At 64.0% G+C, this 17,733-nt stretch carries 16 protein-coding genes; 10 read left to right on the top strand and 6 right to left on the bottom strand.

The annotated features are described in order from the left end of the window. Positions 1-14 precede the first annotated feature (14 nt). Together RFM52_RS17115 and RFM52_RS17120 are read left to right on the top strand one after the other, a co-directional pair. Entirely contained in the window at positions 15-791 is a 777-nt protein-coding gene (locus RFM52_RS17115) for a response regulator transcription factor (RefSeq protein WP_320296602.1), read from the top strand. Between the two features lie 251 nt (positions 792-1,042). After that, positions 1,043-3,145, top strand: coding sequence for an ATP-binding protein (locus RFM52_RS17120; protein ID WP_320296601.1), 2,103 nt, complete (start codon positions 1,043-1,045; stop codon positions 3,143-3,145). Between the two features lie 235 nt (positions 3,146-3,380). On the opposite strand, the gene RFM52_RS17125 is transcribed toward RFM52_RS17120, so the two are convergent. Further along, positions 3,381-3,791 (bottom strand): hypothetical protein, encoded by a 411-nt coding sequence (locus RFM52_RS17125; RefSeq protein WP_320296600.1) that lies wholly within the window; start codon positions 3,789-3,791, stop codon positions 3,381-3,383. Positions 3,792-3,969: 178 nt separating this feature from the next. Between RFM52_RS17125 and RFM52_RS17130 the strand changes: the two genes are divergently transcribed. Together RFM52_RS17130 and RFM52_RS17135 are read left to right on the top strand one after the other, a co-directional pair. Further along, positions 3,970-4,245 (top strand): hypothetical protein, encoded by a 276-nt coding sequence (locus tag RFM52_RS17130; protein ID WP_320296599.1) that lies wholly within the window; start codon positions 3,970-3,972, stop codon positions 4,243-4,245. 27 nt (positions 4,246-4,272) lie between these two features. Further along, complete coding sequence (locus RFM52_RS17135; RefSeq protein WP_320296598.1) at positions 4,273-5,475, top strand: aromatic ring-hydroxylating oxygenase subunit alpha; 1,203 nt, start codon at positions 4,273-4,275, stop codon at positions 5,473-5,475. Between the two features lie 42 nt (positions 5,476-5,517). Here RFM52_RS17135 and RFM52_RS17140 read toward each other — a convergent pair whose 3' ends face one another. Then, positions 5,518-6,936, bottom strand: a complete 1,419-nt coding sequence (locus tag RFM52_RS17140; protein ID WP_320296597.1) for an aminotransferase — start codon at positions 6,934-6,936, stop codon at positions 5,518-5,520. On the opposite strand from RFM52_RS17140, the gene RFM52_RS17145 reads away from it, so the two are divergent. Genes RFM52_RS17145 through RFM52_RS17160 form a run of 4 tightly spaced genes read left to right on the top strand, consistent with a single transcriptional unit; the run spans position 6,925 to position 10,076 of the window. Continuing rightward, positions 6,925-7,233 carry a hypothetical protein gene (locus tag RFM52_RS17145; RefSeq protein WP_320327864.1) on the top strand — a complete coding sequence of 103 codons (309 nt, stop codon included), beginning with the start codon at positions 6,925-6,927 and terminating at the stop codon, positions 7,231-7,233. The genes RFM52_RS17140 and RFM52_RS17145 overlap by 12 nt on opposite strands. Further along, positions 7,230-8,147 carry an ABC transporter permease gene (locus tag RFM52_RS17150; RefSeq protein WP_320296596.1) on the top strand — a complete coding sequence of 306 codons (918 nt, stop codon included), beginning with the start codon at positions 7,230-7,232 and terminating at the stop codon, positions 8,145-8,147. Before RFM52_RS17145 ends, RFM52_RS17150 begins: the two co-directional genes overlap by 4 nt. After that, positions 8,144-8,965, top strand: coding sequence for an ABC transporter permease (locus tag RFM52_RS17155; RefSeq protein ID WP_320296595.1), 822 nt, complete (start codon positions 8,144-8,146; stop codon positions 8,963-8,965). The genes RFM52_RS17150 and RFM52_RS17155 overlap by 4 nt, the downstream gene beginning before the upstream one ends. Before the next feature lie 37 nt (positions 8,966-9,002). Next, a complete protein-coding gene (locus tag RFM52_RS17160; RefSeq protein ID WP_320296776.1) occupies positions 9,003-10,076 on the top strand; it encodes an ABC transporter ATP-binding protein in 1,074 nt (357 codons plus the stop codon). Here the strand turns inward: RFM52_RS17160 and RFM52_RS17165 are convergent. From RFM52_RS17165 to RFM52_RS17180, 4 genes are all read right to left on the bottom strand, one after another. Then, positions 10,040-11,338, bottom strand: coding sequence for a flavin monoamine oxidase family protein (locus RFM52_RS17165; protein ID WP_320296594.1), 1,299 nt, complete (start codon positions 11,336-11,338; stop codon positions 10,040-10,042). The genes RFM52_RS17160 and RFM52_RS17165 overlap by 37 nt on opposite strands. Positions 11,339-11,532: 194 nt before the next feature. Next, complete coding sequence (locus RFM52_RS17170; RefSeq protein WP_320296593.1) at positions 11,533-12,615, bottom strand: ABC transporter substrate-binding protein; 1,083 nt, start codon at positions 12,613-12,615, stop codon at positions 11,533-11,535. Between the two features lie 146 nt (positions 12,616-12,761). After that, a complete protein-coding gene (gene betI, locus RFM52_RS17175; RefSeq protein WP_430699265.1) occupies positions 12,762-13,448 on the bottom strand; it encodes a transcriptional regulator BetI in 687 nt (228 codons plus the stop codon). Between the two features lie 6 nt (positions 13,449-13,454). Then, complete coding sequence (locus RFM52_RS17180) at positions 13,455-14,249, bottom strand: class I SAM-dependent methyltransferase (RefSeq protein ID WP_320296591.1); 795 nt, start codon at positions 14,247-14,249, stop codon at positions 13,455-13,457. Between the two features lie 279 nt (positions 14,250-14,528). Between RFM52_RS17180 and RFM52_RS17185 the strand changes: the two genes are divergently transcribed. Beyond that, a complete protein-coding gene (locus tag RFM52_RS17185; protein WP_320296590.1) occupies positions 14,529-16,148 on the top strand; it encodes a phytoene desaturase family protein in 1,620 nt (539 codons plus the stop codon). Beyond that, on the top strand, positions 16,135-17,709 hold the full coding sequence (locus RFM52_RS17190) for a phytoene desaturase family protein (protein WP_320296589.1): 1,575 nt from the start codon (positions 16,135-16,137) through the stop codon (positions 17,707-17,709). Before RFM52_RS17185 ends, RFM52_RS17190 begins: the two co-directional genes overlap by 14 nt. Positions 17,710-17,733: the final 24 nt, after the last annotated feature.

A 17,733-nucleotide genomic window follows, 5' to 3' on the forward strand; every position in this document is an offset into this window, starting at 1 on the left:
GAGTGCTGGACATCATGTTTATACCCAATCTACTTTCCGCTGAAAGCGGGAGCGAGCGCGTCGTGAAGGCACGCATCATCGTCGTCGAGGACGAGCCGGATCTGAGGGAGGCGGTGGCCGAGTATCTCGGCGCCAGCGGCTATGACGTCGTCACGGCCGAGAATGCCGTGGCGGCGCGCGCGCTGTTCGAGGCGCAGTCCTTCCACCTCGCCATCCTCGACATCGCCATGCCCGGCGAGGACGGGCTGTCGCTCGGCCGCTGGCTGCGCTCGAAAACGCAGATCGGCATCATCTACGCCACCGCCGCCGGCACCGCGCTCGACCGCATCGTCGGGCTGGAGCTCGGCGCCGACGATTACATCGTCAAGCCATACGAATTGCGCGAGGTGCTGGCGCGGGTGCGCAGCGTGCTGCGCCGCGTGCCGCAGCCGGCCGAGCCGCAGGCGCAGAAGGCCGAAACCGGCAACCGCCGCTTCATGAATTTCGGCGGCTTCCAGGCCGATTTCGACGGCCGTCTGGTCATCGGCGCCAATGGCGCGGTCATCGAGATGGCCAAGAGCGAGTTCGACGTGCTCGAGGTTTTCCTCACCCGCGCCAACCGGCTGCTGACGCGGGCGGCGATTTCGGAAGCCATCGGCTTCGTCGAGGATCCGGAATCTTCGCGCGCCGTCGACATCCGCATCATGCGTTTGCGAAAGAAGATCGAGGCTGATCCCGCCAATCCGAAATTCCTGCGCACGGTGCGCGGCGAAGGCTATATCTTCTCGCTGCCGAGCGGCGACGCCAAATAGAGCATTTCCAGGAAAAGTGTGGGCGGTTTTCCGTCCGGAATTGCGTCAAAACAAAGAGATAGGGCGTTTCGCCGTTTCCGTGAAACGGTGAAAAGCACGAGAGCAAGTCCAGGAAAAGTGGGGCGGTAGGCTCGGCACTTCGCCGTAGCCTTCCGTCCGGAATTGCGTCAAAACAATGCGATAGAGCGGTTGGCCGTTTCCATGGGACGGAGGGACGCTCTGAACGACCGACATCCGGGCCTGGAATGACCATGACTGGTGATGCAGCACGCACCGATATGCATGGCTCGCGTCCGGGCGGCGCCGCGATGGCGGCTGTCCATGTCGTGCGCCGCCTGCGCGAGGCAGGCGACTGGCAGCGCGAGATGGACGATATATTGGGAACGATGTGCCGCAAGATGGAATGCCAGCGCGGCATTCTCTTCCGCCTGCGTGAATTGCCGGGCGAAGGCTTCGCCCAGTCCGTCGCCGCCTACTGGATCGACCCGAACTTCGGCGGCGAGCTGGCCTCGCCCACGGTGATCATGCAGTCGATCATCAACTCGGACTCGCTGCTGGAGCAGTTGCAAGAGGATGAGCGGCAAGGCAAGATTTTCTCCGGCCACACGCGCGACCTCGACGGGTTCCTGCGGGCCGATTTCGACAAGCAGAATATCAAGTCGTTCCTCTCTGTTTCAGTCTTCGCGCATGGCCATCTCTGGGGCACGCTGGCCATCAACGACTGCGTCGCCGAGCGCGAATGGACGGATGAGGAAGAAGCGACCCTGCACATCATCGCCTTGGCGATCGGCGACGCCATCGAGCGCTCGCCGTCCGAGGCGCATGCCAGCGAAGTGATCCGCCGCACCATGCTGCAGGCCTCGCTCGACGCCATCATCGTCATCGACGAGACGGGTTCGATCATCGAGTTCAATCCGGCCGCCGAGAAGATGTTCGGCTTCCAGCGCAGCGCCATCCTTGGCAAGGACCTGCTCGATACCATCGTTCCGATATACTACCGCAAGGGCTATGCCTCGGGCGCCGAATACATGGCCGGCCGTGGCGCGCCGATGGTCGGCCAGCGGCTGGAGACCGTCACCCAGAACGCCGCCGGCGAGATTTTCCCGATCGAACTGACGGCGACCGAGATGCGCGTCGCCGACCGCCGCCTGATCTTCGGCTCGATCCGCGATCTGCGCGAGAAGTTGCAGGCCGAGGAGGAGATCAACCGCCAGCGCGAGAAGCTGCACCAGAACGAGAAGATGGCGGCGATGGGCTCGCTGCTTGCCGGCGTCTCGCATGAGCTCAACAACCCGCTGGCGGTGGTGGTGGCGCAGTCAACGCTGCTGCACGAATTCGCCAGCGATCCGCAGACCAAGGTGCGTGCCGAGAAGGTGCGCGCCGCCGCCGAGCGCTGCGGCCGCATCGTCAAGAGCTTCCTGTCGATGGTCAGGCTGCACCCGACCGAGCAGGCCGAGACCGATCTCAACCAGGTGATGCGCTCGGCGCTCGAAGTCACTGCCTATGGCGCGCGCTCCAGCGGCATCATCATCGACACCGACTTCGCCAGCGGACCGCTGCTTGCCATGGCCGACGCCGACCACATCACGCAGGTGGCGGCGAACTTCCTCATCAACAGCCAGCATGCGCTGGCCGGCGTCACCGGCGAGCGGACCATCAAGGTGCGGACGTTCCGCAACGAGCACGGCAATCCGGGCTTTTCCGTCGAGGACAACGGCCCGGGCATTCCCGAGGCGATCCGCGCGCGCATCTTCGAATCCTATTTCACCACCAAGCCGGTCGGCGTGGGCACCGGCATCGGCCTGTCCATCTCGAAATCGATCGTCGAGCGCCACCACGGCAATATCTGGTTCGAGGAAGTCGAGCCGCACGGCGCGCGCTTCGTCGTGCAGTTGCCGGCGATCGCCGGTGAGGCGGCAAAGGCCGGTGAGAGTGCCGTACGCTCGAGCGGACTGCGCCATGCCTTGATCATCGACGACGAACCCGACGTCGCCGGTTCGCTTTCGGATATATTGGAACTGATGGGCCTGAAGTCGCGCATTGTGGCAAGCTGGACGTCCGCCGCCGACGTGCTGAACGGCTATATGCCGCCCGACATCGTCTTTTCCGACCTGCGCATGCCGGGCACCAGCGGCATGTCGATCTATCGCGAACTGCTGGCCGAGAAGCCGGTGCTGGCGAAGCGCTTTGTGCTCGTGACCGGCGATCTGATCGGCGCCAAGGCGGAGATCGAAGCGCTGCCGCCGCAGCAGCGCCCGCAAATCCTGGAGAAGCCGTTTTCGACGCTCGACGTCCGCGGCATCCTATCGACCGTTGCCGACGAAGCCGCCGCCGACAACAGCGCGCACATCTGAGCCGAACCGCACCGCCGCAGGATCTGGCGAGATTCAGGTCAAGCCGAGCCGAGAGTGATGGTTTCCGAGAACCGGAGCGGAGCGTACTTATAGTACGTGAGCACCGGAAGCGTAGGAAGCCGCCACTCGCAGGCCGGCTTCACCTGAATATCGCCGGATCCGAAAAAAAGAGGCTCCCGACCGACGTAGCGGCGGGAGCCTGACTCGAGCGCGGAGGGTGCGCTCAGGGGAGGTCTTAAAAAACGTTCGGCGTGTTGGTGAGCGGCGCCGCGTTGGCGATCATGCGCACCGCGCGCTCCCTGTGCTGGCCCGACTGCTCGGCGATGGCGCGCAGGCAGTCGATGCTCTCGGCGCCCCAATTTTGGCCCTTGCAGGCAAAATCTATCGAAGGTTCCGGCAGGCGGGCGGTCTTGAGCGTGGTCTGGGCGCCCTCGACGACATTGGCGGGCGGATTGATCGAGGCGAAAGCCGGACCTGAGGCAGGTGCGGCCAGCATGCCGACAAAGGCGCAGGCACCGATCAGCATGAACATCGCCATCGGATGGTCGCTGGCGCGCTGGCGCAGCGCAAGCTTCGGCCTGCGGTCATTGCGTTCCGGCCCATCCAGGCGACGATTGGCATCGGCGGCACGAGCTTTCGCAAACATCGTTGTTCCCTTCGTTATCTTTCTTTTTGCTATGAAACGAACATAATCGCACCAAGTAACGGCCGGATGATCGGCGGTGATTGCCTGTGTAACAGGATTGAAACAGGCGCCGGACGCGGCGGCATTCCCAATCCGCGGCAACCATTCGACCGGACATCGAAGCTGGTCGGGCTAAAATATGCGCCTGCCGCGCCCGGCGGACTGTAAACAGCCTCACACAAAAATGCCTGAAATCGAGCGCCCCGCCGCTATCTGCAGCACGCTCGAGATCAATCGAGACATGCCCTCTCCGAGGCAGGTGTCGGCGCTCGCAAACCGCTGTTCCGCTTCCTCGATTAACACCCGGATTTTCCGGGATTTTTCCGGCTCCGGCGGAGACGAACTTGCCGTCACGGAATTTCCGAATTTCCGCAAGCCATTGCATTTCAAAGAAAAATATGCTTATGTTGAATGAGTATTCAACAAAAAGAAGAGCATTCCCATGAACCCGCACCTCCGTGACGTGGCGATCCCCAACGGTTGGGACCGGCGGGGTTTGCCGGGGTGGAGTTACCATTCCAACGCCCTTCTCGAGCTCGAGAAGGAACACGTCTTCCGCAATCACTGGCAGATCGCCGGCCATGTCTCCGACGTGCCCAATTCCGGTGACTATCTAACCATGGACGTCATCGGCGAGCGCGCGCTGATCGTGCGCGGCAGGGACGGCGTCGTGCGCGCCTTCAACAACATGTGCCGCCATCGCGGCAGCCGCGTCGTCGCCGACAGCCAGGGCACCTGCAAGAACGCGCTGGTGTGCCCGTTCCATGGCTGGGTCTACAATCTCGACGGCACGCTACGAGGTGCCGCCCGTCCGCGCTCCTTCCCCGAGCTCGACAAGACCGAATTCGGGCTGATGCCGCTCGACCTCGAAATCTGGATGGGCTTCATCTTCATTCGCTTCCGCAAAGGCGGCCCGCAGCCTTCGGTGGCCGAGCTCTTGAAGCCGATCGAAGCCGAGATGGCGCATTACAATATCGCCGACATGGTGCCGTCCTGGGGCATCTGGACCCAGAAATCGCCGGTCAACTGGAAGTCGGTACGCGACGTCGACAATGAAGGCTATCACGTCGCCATGGCGCATCCGGCGCTGCAGGACCTCTATGGCGCGACCTATTTCGACGAGCCTTTCATCAACGGCGTGTCGCGCTCCTTCGCGACCTACAATCCACATGCCGGTCGGCGCTGGAGTGTCAACCAGTACATCAAGCTCTCGCCCGAGCCGACGCATCTGCCGGAGCATCTGCGCAAGGCCTGGATCTATTACGGCATCTTCCCCAACAACGCGCTGTCGATCATGCCGGAATCCGTCCAGTTCTATCAGGAGTTCCCGCTGTCGACCGGCGAGACGCTGCTGCGCGGCGCCATCTACCGATACAGGGACGAGACGCGCGAGCAGGCGGCGGCGCGCTACCTCGCCTACCGTATCGACCGCGACACGATGAGCGAGGACGTCCAGCTTTCCGTCTGGTCGAACGAATCCATGCTGTCGGAAGCTTTCGAGGGTTTTTATCTCTCCGACCTCGAATATGGCGTGCGCACCCACCACGACCATCTGCGCAAGCAGGTCCCGGTGCTGAACCTCGAGACGGCGCCCGAGGAAAAGGACATGTGGGGATTGAACGACGCGCTGCGGTCGAGGGGGTAGCCCTCTTCCTTCTCCCCGTGGAACGGGGAGAAGGCAAGGCGCTCACCCCCGCCAGACCCCTTCCTTCCGCAAATCATCCATGGTGCGCGAAATGCCTTCGCGCAGGATCGCCACCATGTCGTCGACCTGCTCTTTGGTGATGATCAGCGGCGGCGACATCACGCACATGTTGATCAGCGGCCGCACCAGAAGGCCGAGCTCGTGGCAATGCGCGTCGATGCGTTTGCCGACATCCTTGTCGAGCTGCAGCGGATCCTTGCTTTCGCGATCGGCGACGCATTCGACGCAAGCCATCAGGCCCAAGCCGCGCACCTCGCCGACCAGCGGCAGCTCCTCCAGCGTCTTCAGCCGCGCCTGGAAATAGGGCGCGATCTCGCGCGTATGGGCAAGCACGCCCTCTTCCAGCAGGTCGAGATTCGCGAGCGCCACCGCGCAGCCGATCGGATGGCTGGTGTAGGTCAGCCCATGGCCGAACAGCGCATCCGGGTGGTTGGAGCGGCGCAGCTCTTCCAGCAGCCGCTCCGAGATGATGACGCCGCCGAGCGGGAAATAGCCCGATGTCACGCCCTTGGCGAAGGTGATCATGTCCGGGTCGATACCGAACACGTCGCCCGAGGCAAAGACGTGGCCGAGCCGCCCGAAGCCGGTCACCACCTCGTCCGAGACATAGAGGATATCGTTGTCGCGGCAGATCTCGCGGATGCGCTTGAGATACCCGTCGGGCGGCACGACGACGCCTCCGGAAGCCTGCACCGGCTCGCCGATAAAGGCGCCGATCCGGTCGGCGCCGACACGCGCGATCGTGTCGCGGAACTGGTCGACAAGGAAATCGGAGAAGGCGGCGATGCTCATGCCTTTCGGGCGCCGGAACGGATCGGGCGAGGACAGCTTCACCACCAGCTCGTCGGCGCCGTCCATCCAGTCGCGGTCGCGCGGCCGGCCGTTGAGCGAGGCCGACAGATAGGTCGAGCCGTGATAGGCGCCGCCGCGGCTGAGGATAAGCTTCTTCTCCGGCCGTCCGCGCACATTGTTGTAGAACTGCATGAAGCGCAGCGCCGTCTCCACCGCCGACGAACCGCCGGTGGTGAAGAAGGTGTGGCTGAGGTCGCCGGGTGCGGCATCGGCGATGCGCCGGGCAAGCTCGGCCGAGGGCGCGTTCATCGTGTACCAGGGCGTGTTGTAGGAGAGCGCCATCGCCTGGTCGTACATCACCTTGGCCAGCTCCTCGCGGCGATGGCCGACATTGATGCACCACATGCCGGCCGGGCCGTCGATCAGGCGCTTGCCGGAACCGTCGGTGATGTAGATGCCGTCGCCCTCGCCGATCAGCGCGCGCGCCTCGTTGCCGACCGAGCCGGCATAGGGCCAGGGCTGCACGAGATGGCGCTTGGCGAGCTCGACCACATCGCTATCGCCGGGCTCGATGAGTTCGCCTGCCTTGATCTTGCTTTGAGCCGCCATCTTCGCCTCGCATTGCCAGGATTGCTGAATTTTCGCCGGGTATCAAACGACGTGGAAAACCATGGAAATTCAGCTTTTCATCACTTCATTTTGAATGTCCGTTCAATCAATATTGCAGAAATAGCGCTTGATTTCAATCGGCGGATGCGCTCTTCATTAAAGAAAGCCGGCAAGCCTAAGGAGCCACGCGCTCCACGCATAAAATGGGAACGGGCAGTCGGCGTGAGCGAATGGGAAGGCCGCATGGCGGGACAGTCCGAGCCAGCTACTGAGATCACGCCCGGAGCGCTGCAGTGACGGCGGCGGCGGAAGGGTCGCCCCCGCTGCGCGTGGCGGGATCGAGACGAAGTCCCCTTCTGCAATCGGAAGCCGTCCAGGGCTTTGCGCTGATCAGCCCTACCTTCGTTTATGCCCTTATTCTTCTCGTCCTGCCGATCCTGGTCGTCATCGCGCATTCCTTCTGGACGCAGAACTATCTCACCATCGACCACACATTCACGCTGGAGAACTACCGGATCGCGCTGACCGAGCCGATCTACCGCGACCTGCTCTGGCGCTCGCTCTACATCTCGTTGACGGTCAGCCTGCTGACCGTGGCGCTTGCCTACCCGATCGCCTATTTCATCTCCTTCCATGGCGGCCGACACAAGAGCCTGTGGCTGTTCCTCATCACCATCCCGTTCTGGACCAGCTACCTGCTGCGCGTGATGTCGTGGAAAGTGATCCTCGGCTACAACGGCGTGCTCAATTCCGGACTGATGGGCCTCGGCATCATCGACGAGCCGTCGACGGCTCTGCTTTACAATTCCACCGCCGTCATCATCACGCTGACGCATGCCTGGGCGACCTTCGCCATCCTGCCGATCTTCGTTTCGCTGGAGAAAGTCGACCGGACCCTGGTCGAGGCGGCTACCGACCTCGGCGACGGGCCGCTGCGCTCCTTCCTGCGCGTCACCCTGCCGCTGTCGGCGCCCGGTGTCATCTCGGCGGCGCTCATCGTCATGATCCCGACGGTCGGCGACTATGTCACGCCCAAGCTCGTCGGCGGCAAGGACGGCGTCATGATCGCCAACGCCATCCAGGCGCAATTCGGCAAGGCGTCGAACTGGCCGCTGGGTGCAGCGCTTTCCGTCACCACCATGATCATCGTCTCGCTGATGGCCGGCGCCACCGTGCTGGTCTTCCGCGCCCTGCAGAGGCTGGCACGATGACGGCGATAAGACGTTTCCTGCCCGGCTGGCTGTCGACCTACGCCGTCCTTTATCTGCTTTTCCTTTATCTGCCGGTGATCTTCCTGCCGATCTTCTCGATCAACACGGCGGCGACGCCAAAATTCCCGCTCTCGGGCGTCACGCTGCACTGGTATGAGGACCTGCCGCGCACGCCGGCGCTGATCGACGCCACCTGGAACAGCCTGATCGTCGGCGTCTCCGCCTCGATCCTGTCGACGGTGCTGGGCATCCTCGCCGCCCGCTCCATCACCCGCTACCGTTACCCGGGACGCCGTGCCATCAACGGGCTGATCATGGCGCCGCTGGTGCTTCCCGAAGTGATCGTCGCTATCTCGATGCTGCTGGTCATGCTGCAGCTCGGCCTCAGCCTGTCGCTGTTCACCGTCGTGCTCGGCCATGTGCTGGTCTGCATCCCCTATTCGATGACCGTGCTGACCTCCGGCTTCGAAGGTTTCGACCGCAGCCTCGAGGAGGCCTCCGCCGATCTCGGCGAGAGCGCCTTCGGCACCTTCCGGCGGGTTACGCTGCCGATGGTGGCGCCGGCGATCATCTCCAGCCTGCTCGTCTGCTTCACCATCTCGCTCGATGAATTCATCATCGCCTTCTTCCTCACCGGTACCGAGGCGACGCTGCCGATCTACATCTGGGGCCAGCTGCGTTTCGCGGCCAAGCTCCCCGGCGTGCTGGCGCTCGGCACCTTGCTGCTCTTCGCGTCCTTCCTGCTGATGACGATTGCCGAAATCCTGCGCCGCCGCGCGGCGAGACGCACCCAGAACGAGGGAGGCCTCTATGCTTGAGCGGGTCCAATCCGAGCGCACGCAATCGGACCGCACCATGATCGAGATCCGCGACGTCACGCGCAGCTACGGATCGTTCAAAGCGCTGGACAATGCCTCGCTGGCGATCAGGGAGGGCGAGTTCTTCTCGCTGCTCGGGCCTTCCGGTTGCGGCAAGACCACGCTTTTGCGCATGATCGCCGGCTTCGACACGCCGACCAGCGGCTCCATCGCCGTCGACGGCCAGCCGATGGACGGCATCCCCGCCAACCGCCGGCCGACCAACATGGTCTTCCAGAGCTACGCGATCTTCCCGCATCTCGATGTCGAGCAGAATGTCGCCTATGGGCTGAAGCGACTGAAGCTCGGCGCCGGCGAGGAGAAGCGCCGCGTCGAGGAAGCGCTGGCGCAAGTGTCGCTGACCGGCCTCGGCAAGCGTCGCGCCACCGAGCTTTCCGGCGGCCAGCGCCAGCGCGTGGCTTTGGCCCGCGCGCTGGTCATGCGGCCCAAGGTGCTGCTGCTGGACGAGCCGCTTTCGGCGCTGGACAAGAAGCTGCGCGAGCAGATGCAGGTCGAACTGCGCCGCCTGCAGCAGGCGGTCGGCATCACCTTCGTGCTGGTCACACACGACCAGTACGAGGCCTTGGCGATGTCCGACCGCATCGCCGTCATGTTCGGCGGCCGCATCGCGCAGGTCGCTTCGCCCAAGGAAATCTACCAGCGCCCGGTCAACCGCCAGGTGGCCGATTTCCTCGGCGGCATGAACTTCGTCAAGGCTGAGATCGTCGAGGAGAACGGCGCTTCCCTGGTGCTCGACACGCTGGGCTTCGGCCGCATCAGGACCGACAAGCCGAGGGCTTTCGTGCGCAATGGCGGCGCGGCCACGCTTGGCATACGGCCGGAGCGGCTGCGCGTTTTGTGGGACAACGCCTCGGCGAAGTTCGAGGTCGCGGGCAAGGTTGTCGAGCGTCACTATTTCGGTGAGATCACGCATCTGATCGTCGAGATCCCCGGACTGGAAAAGCCGCTTTCGGTGACCGAGACCAACGATTTCGGCGCCGACGACATTCCGGTCGGCGCGCCGATCCGCCTCGCCTACGATCCCGAGGCGCTGGTCGCGATGGCCGACTGAATCTTCGCAGCCGCGATGTGGCCGGCGACGATCGCGCCCTCGACATAGCCCGGGAAGGACGGCGAGACTTCCGAAGCAGCGAAATAGACCGGCGGCGCGCCGGCAAGGATGACGCGCTCGGCATGCCGCGCAGTCACGTCGACGATGAGGTCGCTATAGGCACCGCCGCTCCAACGATCATGCGTCCAGTCGCGCGCGCTGAAATCGACGACGTCGGCCGCCTGCGGGCCGAGCGCCTGAACAAGCCTGGCAGTGATTTCCGCCTGCAACGCCGCCTCGTCGAGCGGATGCCAGCGCAGCGCCAGCGGCCCGCCGACAAAGACGACAAGCGCGGCATGGTCGGCATCCTTGCTGCCGTCGCAGGCGAACAGCCCCGGCAGGTCGCGCCACATCACCATGCCGCACAGGCCCTGCTCGCGCCAGAACGGCTTGGCGTAGCGCACCAGGATCTTGATCACCGCGCCGCTTTCCCAGACGCCGAGCGCGCCTGCGAGCTCTGCCGGCAGGGCAGGCGCGAAATCGAGCTTCGCGGCTGTCGCCGGCGGCAGCGCGACCAGGACGTCGCGCGCTTCGATCATACCGGCAACAGTGCTGATGCGGACGCCTTGCGGCCCCCGCTCGACACGCGTCACCGCTTCGTTCAGCCGCAGCCGGTCGCCGAGTTCGCCGGCCAGGTCCTCGGCCAGCGATTGCATGGTGTCGCCCAGAAAATACTGCAGCTCGAACACCTCGTTGGTGATGCGGCGATCATTGTCGATCAGGTACCAGAGCGGCACCTTGTCCGCCGCCAGGCACCACAGGCCCTCGACCAGCGAACGGAAAGCGGCCTTGGCATCGGGCTCATCGTCCTGGCGCTGCAGCCAATCGGCAACGGTCAGCCCGGCAATGGCCGGATCGTCCGGATCGATCCGGTTCATACGCTCGCGGATGGCCATCGAGACATGGTAGGTGCGCTCCGCCCGCGCCGGCGTCAACGACGGATGGGTGATGAATTCGCCGTCGACATAGGTCTCGACGAAGGCCTTGCCGTGGGCCTTGGCCAGCGCCATCACTTCGGGCATGTCCACGCACAGGAACTGGCCGCCGCTGTCGATACGCTCGCCGAGCCCGTTGCGGACGGCCTCCACCCTGCCGCCGACGCGGTCGCGCGCCTCCAGCAAGAGGAAATCGATGCCGGCGCGCTGAAACTCGAGCGCGGCGGCAAGGCCAGTGAAGCCGGCGCCGACGATGACGACGTCGGTTCTTTCGATGATGCTGCTCAATAGCCGGCCTTGGTCTTCACGAATACTGACCGAAGGTAGGAGGATTCAAAGCCGTTGGCGAGCCCGACCGAAGTCACATGGCTGAACTCGGCACCGACTCTCCCCGTCGCGAAGACGGGAAGAGGATGCATGCAGGCGGGTCACGGGCAACTCCGCCTCTGGAACGAGGCCCTGGCCAACCGCCAACACAAGGCTCAATAGCCGGCTTTGATCTTCTCGAATTCGGCGATCATCTTCAGCTTGAGCTCCGAGGGCAGCGGCTGCTGGAACAGTGTCTTGTCGACCCACTTTTCCACGTTGTCGTAGCCCTTTTCCTTCAGGATCGCCGGGTCGACGCCGGCCATGCCCTTGGCGTTGGCCTGGCCGTAGCCCCAGTCCTTGACCAGCGTCTTGGCGACTTCGGGGTCGTTGACCGCGTTGAGATAGTCATAGGCCTTGTCGGTGTTGCCCGGCGCGTTCTTGAACAGCACGTAACCGCATACCCAGGTCGACATGCCCTCCTCGGTGTCCTTCTTGGACTTGATCGGCACGCCGGCCTTGACCGACTGCACCGTCGCGTCGTTCCAGGCCCAGGCGAGATCGACCTCGCCGCCGGAGAGCAACTGCACAATGTCGGTGGTATCGGTCCAGTAGGAGCGCACATTCTTGTGCACCTGGCGCAGGAAGTCGGACGCCTGCTTGAACTGTTCGTCCGTCATCTTGGTCCAGTCCTTCAGCCCGATGGCGAGGCTGGCCAGCGCATAGGCGTCATCGACATTGTCGCCGATCGACACCCTGCCCTTATATTTCGGATCGGCGAACACCTTCAGCGACTGCACGTCCTTTTCGGCGATCTTGTCGGAATTGTAGGTGAGCTGGGTATCGCCCCAGTCCCACGGCATGAACCAGGCCTTGCCGTCGGGCGTCGTGGCGAGATCCTTCATCGCCATGATGCCGGGGTTGAGGTCCTTCCAGCCGGCGATCTTCGACGTGTCGAGCGGCTGCAGCAACCCGGCCTCGCGCCATTTCACCACGCTCTGCGAACAAGGATGGCCGAGATCGGACTTGAAGCCGGAGCGGATCTTCTCGAACGCCTCGTCCTCGTCGCCGAAGAAGGCGAAGGTCGGCGAGGCGCCGTTCTTCTCGACATATTTGCCATGGAAGCTCGGATCCTCATAACCGGACCAGTCGAACACGATCAGGTCCTTGTCGGCAGCGACGGCGAACGCTGCTGCCGAAGCCGCAATCGCGCTCCCAAGCGCCAATGTCAGTGTCAGGCGTCGGCTGAGTTTCTTCATTCTGTTCCATCCTCTTTTGGTTTTTGCCGGTCTTGTTTGGCCGGCTGTTGCTAACCCCGGCTTTTGCTAGCCCCATCTTTTGCTAGCCCCATCCTTTGCTAGCCCCATCCTTTGCTAGCCCCATCTTTTGCTAGCCCCATCTTTTGCTAGCCATAGTGTTTCGGAAAGGCGGCGGCCAAGAATGCGTTGGCCGACTGCAGGGCTGTTTCGCGGGTCGTGTCCTCCGTTCCCATCATCAGCCGCAGCCACAGGCCTTCGAGCATGGCGCTGAGCGCCAGGGCGATGACCTGAGGGTCGTAGGCGTAGCTGCCGCTCTGTTTGAGCGTCGTGCAGAGGTCGATGAAGACCTGCTGGTAATAGGCGTCGCGCGAGCTGCTCAGCGCCTGGTAGGTCGGCCGCGACTTGGCCTCGCCCCAGAAGGCAAGCCATGCGGCGAGCTTGCGCTTGTTGCAGATCGAGCGGTCGAAATCGGCCCACACCAGATGCTGCAGCTGACGCGCCGGATCGTTGCCCGCCTTCTGCAAGGCTGTGCGCCAATGCGCCGAATACTCGTCATACATGTGCTGCAGCGTGGCGATCAGCAGCTTTTCCTTGCTCTCGAAATGGAAGTTGACGATGCCGCGCGACAGGCCCGCGCCATCGGCCACGTCCGCCATCGTCGTTTCGGCATAGCCGCGCTTGGCCAGTGAATCGATCGTCGCCTCGATCAGCTGCAGCTGCCTGACCTCTTTCGAGGCCTTGCGGCCGCGCTTTTCGGCGTCGCCTTTTCGTCCCGATTCAGCGACGTTGTCGGTGGCATCTGCTGTCTTCATAAGGGTGACGGTCTCCAGCATCGCCGGCTATCCAACCGGCTTCCAACCGCGCAGATGAGTGGGGCGGTGCTCGCCACTGTCAAGCACCTTCTGCATCGCCTCCCAGGTCTTGATGTTCTTGTCGACATAGGCCGCGCCGACCGCTGCCGCGGCCTGCGCGTAAAGCGGTCCCTTGAGGCGGGCGAGCTCTTCTCGCGCGACCTCACGGTACCAGGGATTGCGGTCGCGCACCGTGATCTCGGTGAAGCCGGCGCGGCGCATGGCTTCGGCATAGCGCGCCGGCGAGGCCATGGCGAAGGAGAGACCTTCGGCCGCGACATAGGCCTTCATCTGAGGCGACGGTTCGCCGTCATGCCCGATCATCCAGTTCGACGCCGCGAACACCCCGCCGGGCTTCAGCACCCGAAAGATTTCGGCGAACAGCGCGTCCTTGTCCGGCACATGCAGCAGCGCGTCCTTGGAGAAGACGACGTCGAAGGACGCGTCCGCGAAGGGCAGCGGCCCCGGCGGCGCCTGGACGAAGCTGACGCGGCCCTCGAGACCTTGCCGGACCGCCCCCCGCCTCGCCGCCTCGATCACCGGCTTCTCGACGTCGAAGCCAGTGGCCCTGGCCGCACCATGCCGCGCGGCCAGATGCAGCGTGATGCCGCCGGCGCCGCAGCCGATATCGAGGATCGTCTTGCCCTTGAGCGAGAGGCCTTCGACCACCCGGTCGACCTCGTCCGGACCGCCCGGCGACAGGTAGCCCTCGCCCCACAGCGCTTCGAGGAAGCGGATGGCGGTGTCGTCATATTCCGGCTCGGCGTCAGCCGTCCCGATCATCGGATCCTCAACCCCAAATGCCGATGTGGATCAGTCAGAATGCTGGCAAAGCCTAGCGCATCAACGGGAAAACGCAACACCATTTGTTGAACATTCATTCAATATGACTGGACAAAAAACTGTGATCCGTGCCAAATTCGCGCAATCGGGGAACAAAAAGCACCGAGCAATCCCAGGAAAAAGCGTGAAGCGGTTAGGTTCGGCCACTTCGCCGTAACTTTCCGTCCGGAATTGCGTGGAAACAAGACGATAGGGCAACCGGATGGAGGTTCGGCGCGCATGAAGGCATGGGACGCGATCGTCATCGGCGGCGGCCATAACGGCCTGGTCAACGCCTGCTATCTGCAGCGCGCTGGCCTGGATGTGCTGGTGGTCGAGAAGAATGACTGGGTCGGCGGCGCGGCCACCAGTCGCGAGTTGACGCCGGGCTTCCTCTATTCGAACTGCTCCTATGTCTGCTCGCTGTTCCGGCCCGAGATCATGCGCGACCTGGAACTGCCGCGCTTCGGCCTGCAGGTGATCTCCTATGAAGGCGGCGCGGTGTTCACGCGCGACGGCGACTACCTCGCCAACTACCGCGACCATGACGCGCATCGCCGCGAGTTCGCACGCTTTTCGAAGCGCGACGCCGAAGCCTATGACCGCTATTCGCGCGACGTCACCAGACAGTGCCGCTTCATCCAGCCGCTGTTGATGCGCACGGCGCCCGACCCGACCAGCCTCAAGCCGCGCGACCTCGGCGAGCTGCTCTATCTCGGCAGGAAATTCGCCGGCTTAACCGCCGAGGAGATGGCGCTGACCCTGCGCTTCTGGACGATGTCGATCTCCGACTTCCTCGACGAGTATTTCGAGACCGACGTCATCAAGGCGAACTTCGCGCTTTCCGGCATCATCGGCACGGCGCTTGGGCCGATGTCGCCCGGCACAGCCTATGTGCTGCTGCACCATTATATGGGCGAGGTCGATGGCTCGGTCGGCGCCTGGGGTTATGCGCGCGGCGGCATGGGCGCTGTCACCAAGGCGCTGGCCGCCTCCTTCAAGGCTAGCGGCGGCACCATCCGCACCGGCGCCGAGGTCGACCATGTGCTGATCAGGAACGGCAAGGCCAAGGGCGTCGTGCTTGCCGGCGGCGAGGAGATCTACGGCAAGATCGTTATCTCCAATGCCGACGTCAAACGCACCTTCCTGAAGCTGGTCGAGGAAAAGGAATTGCCCGACATCTTCCTGCGTCGTGTCCGCAATTTCAAAATCCGCGGCTCCTCCGGCAAGGTCAACATTGCGCTGGATTCTCTGCCCGAGTTCCCGGCTCTGCCCAAGGATTCGCCGGTCTACCGCGCCGACATGCACTTCACCGATTCCATCGAGCGCATGGAGCGCGCCTATGACGACTGGAAGGCCGGGCGCTGGTCGGCCGATCCCTTCCTCGACATGATGATCCCAACCACGCTCGACCCGACCATGGCGCCGCCGGGCAAGCATTTCATGAGCTGCTTCGTGCAATATGCCCCGCCGAAGATAGATGGCCGCGACTGGACCGACGCCGACCGCGACGGCTTCGCCGAAAGCGTGATTTCCCAGATCGCGCAATATTCGCCAGGCTTCCGCGACCGCATCGTCCACATGGAAGTGCGCACGCCGCGCGAGATCGAGGCCGAGGTCGGCCTCACCGAAGGCAACATCTTTCAGGGCGAGCTCACCTTCGACCAGTTGCTCTTCAACCGTCCGGTGCCGGGCTACGCGCAATACCGCTCGCCGGTCGGCGGCCTCTACATGTGCGGCTCCTCCACCCATCCGGGCGGCGGCGTCATGGGCGCGCCCGGACGCAACGCCGCCGCCGAGATCCTGCGCGACCTCGCCAAGCCAACCCTGCATATGAGCCCCGCCCATGACGTCATCTGATTTGAACTGGGACGCCATCGTCATCGGCGGCGGCCATAACGGCCTCGTCGCCGCCGCCACGCTGGCGAAGTCGGGCCGCAAGGTGCTGCTGCTCGAAGCCGGCAATGACGTCGGCGGCGCCGCGCGCACCGAGGAATTCGCGCCGGGTTTCCGCGTCTCCGCGGTCGCGCATCTGCTGAACCGCCTGCACCCCGATGTGGTGAAGACGCTGGAGCTGGAGCGGCACGGGCTAACGGTCGAGCGCGGCGATTTCGTGCCGTCGGTGGCGCTGTCGAAGGACGGTCCGCTCGTGCTGCATGGCGCCTATGGCGAGGTGCTGACCGGTGCAACTTCGGCGGAGCAGTCCGCCTGGAAAGACCTGCGCGCGCAATTGCTCCGCTATGCCGACATCCTGAAGCCTTTCCTGTCGCGTCGGCCGCCGGACCTCGGCAACATGTCGCTCGCCGAAATGACCGGGCTTGGCCAGACCGCGCTGGCCCTGAAACGGCTCGGCAAGGAAGACATGCGCGACTTCCTGCGCGTGCTTCTGATGAATGTCTACGACCTGCTTGACGAACAGCTTTTGGACGACCGGCTGAAGGGCCTGCTTGCCTTCGACGCAACGCTGGGCTCGCATCTGGGACCGCGCTCGCCGACCTCGCTGCTCGGCCTCTACTATCGGCTTGCCGGTGAGATCGGTGGGCTGGCCGGCGCGCAGATCCAACCCAAAGGCGGCATGGGCGCCGTCGTCACCGCCATCCGCGCGGCGGCCGAGAAAGCGGGCGTTTCGATCCGCCCGGCTTCGCCGGTCGCCAAGGTCATCGTCGAGAAAGGCCGCGCCGTCGGCGTCGTCACGCAGAGCGGCGAGACGCTGCGCGCCAGGACCGTCGTTTCCGCCATCAATCCGGCCACGACGATCCTCGATCTCGTCGGCCCGCGCGAGGTCGATACCGGCTTCGTGCGCAAGATGAAGAACATCCGCATGAAGGGTGACGCAGCAAAACTCCATCTGGCGCTCGACCGGCCGCCGCAATTCACTGACGTCGATGCCGCCGGCCACAAGGGGCGCCTCGTCATTGCGCCCTCGCCCGACCATGTCGAGCGCGCCTTCAACCCGTCGAAATATGGCGAGTTCTCGTCCGAGCCGGTGATGGAGATCACGCTGCCCAGCCTCGTCGACCCTTCGCTCGCCCCTTCCGGCGCCTGCGTGCTGTCGGCCGTGGTGCAATACGCGCCCTACGGGCTGAGAGAGGGCTGGGCCACCGGCAAGCCGCAATTCCTCAAGGCAATCATGGCGCAGCTCGAAACCCATGCGCCCGGCATCGGCGCGACGGTCCGCCACGCCGAGCTTTTGACGCCGGCCGACATCGAGGCGCGCTACCGCATGCCCGGCGGCCACTGGCACCATGGCGAATTGCAGGCCGACCAGATGCTGATGTCGCGACCGGTCTCCGGCTGGTCGGGCTACGACACGCCGCTCGAAGGGCTTTTCCTTGCCGGCGCCGGCTCGCATCCCGGCGGCGGCATTTCCGGCGCGCCCGGCCTAAACGCCGCGCGCCGCATCATCGCGATGAGGACATAGAGATGGTTTTGCAAATCGCTGAAG

Source organism: Mesorhizobium humile (assembly GCF_033977215.1).
Classification (GTDB): Bacteria; Pseudomonadota; Alphaproteobacteria; order Rhizobiales; family Rhizobiaceae; genus Mesorhizobium; species Mesorhizobium humile.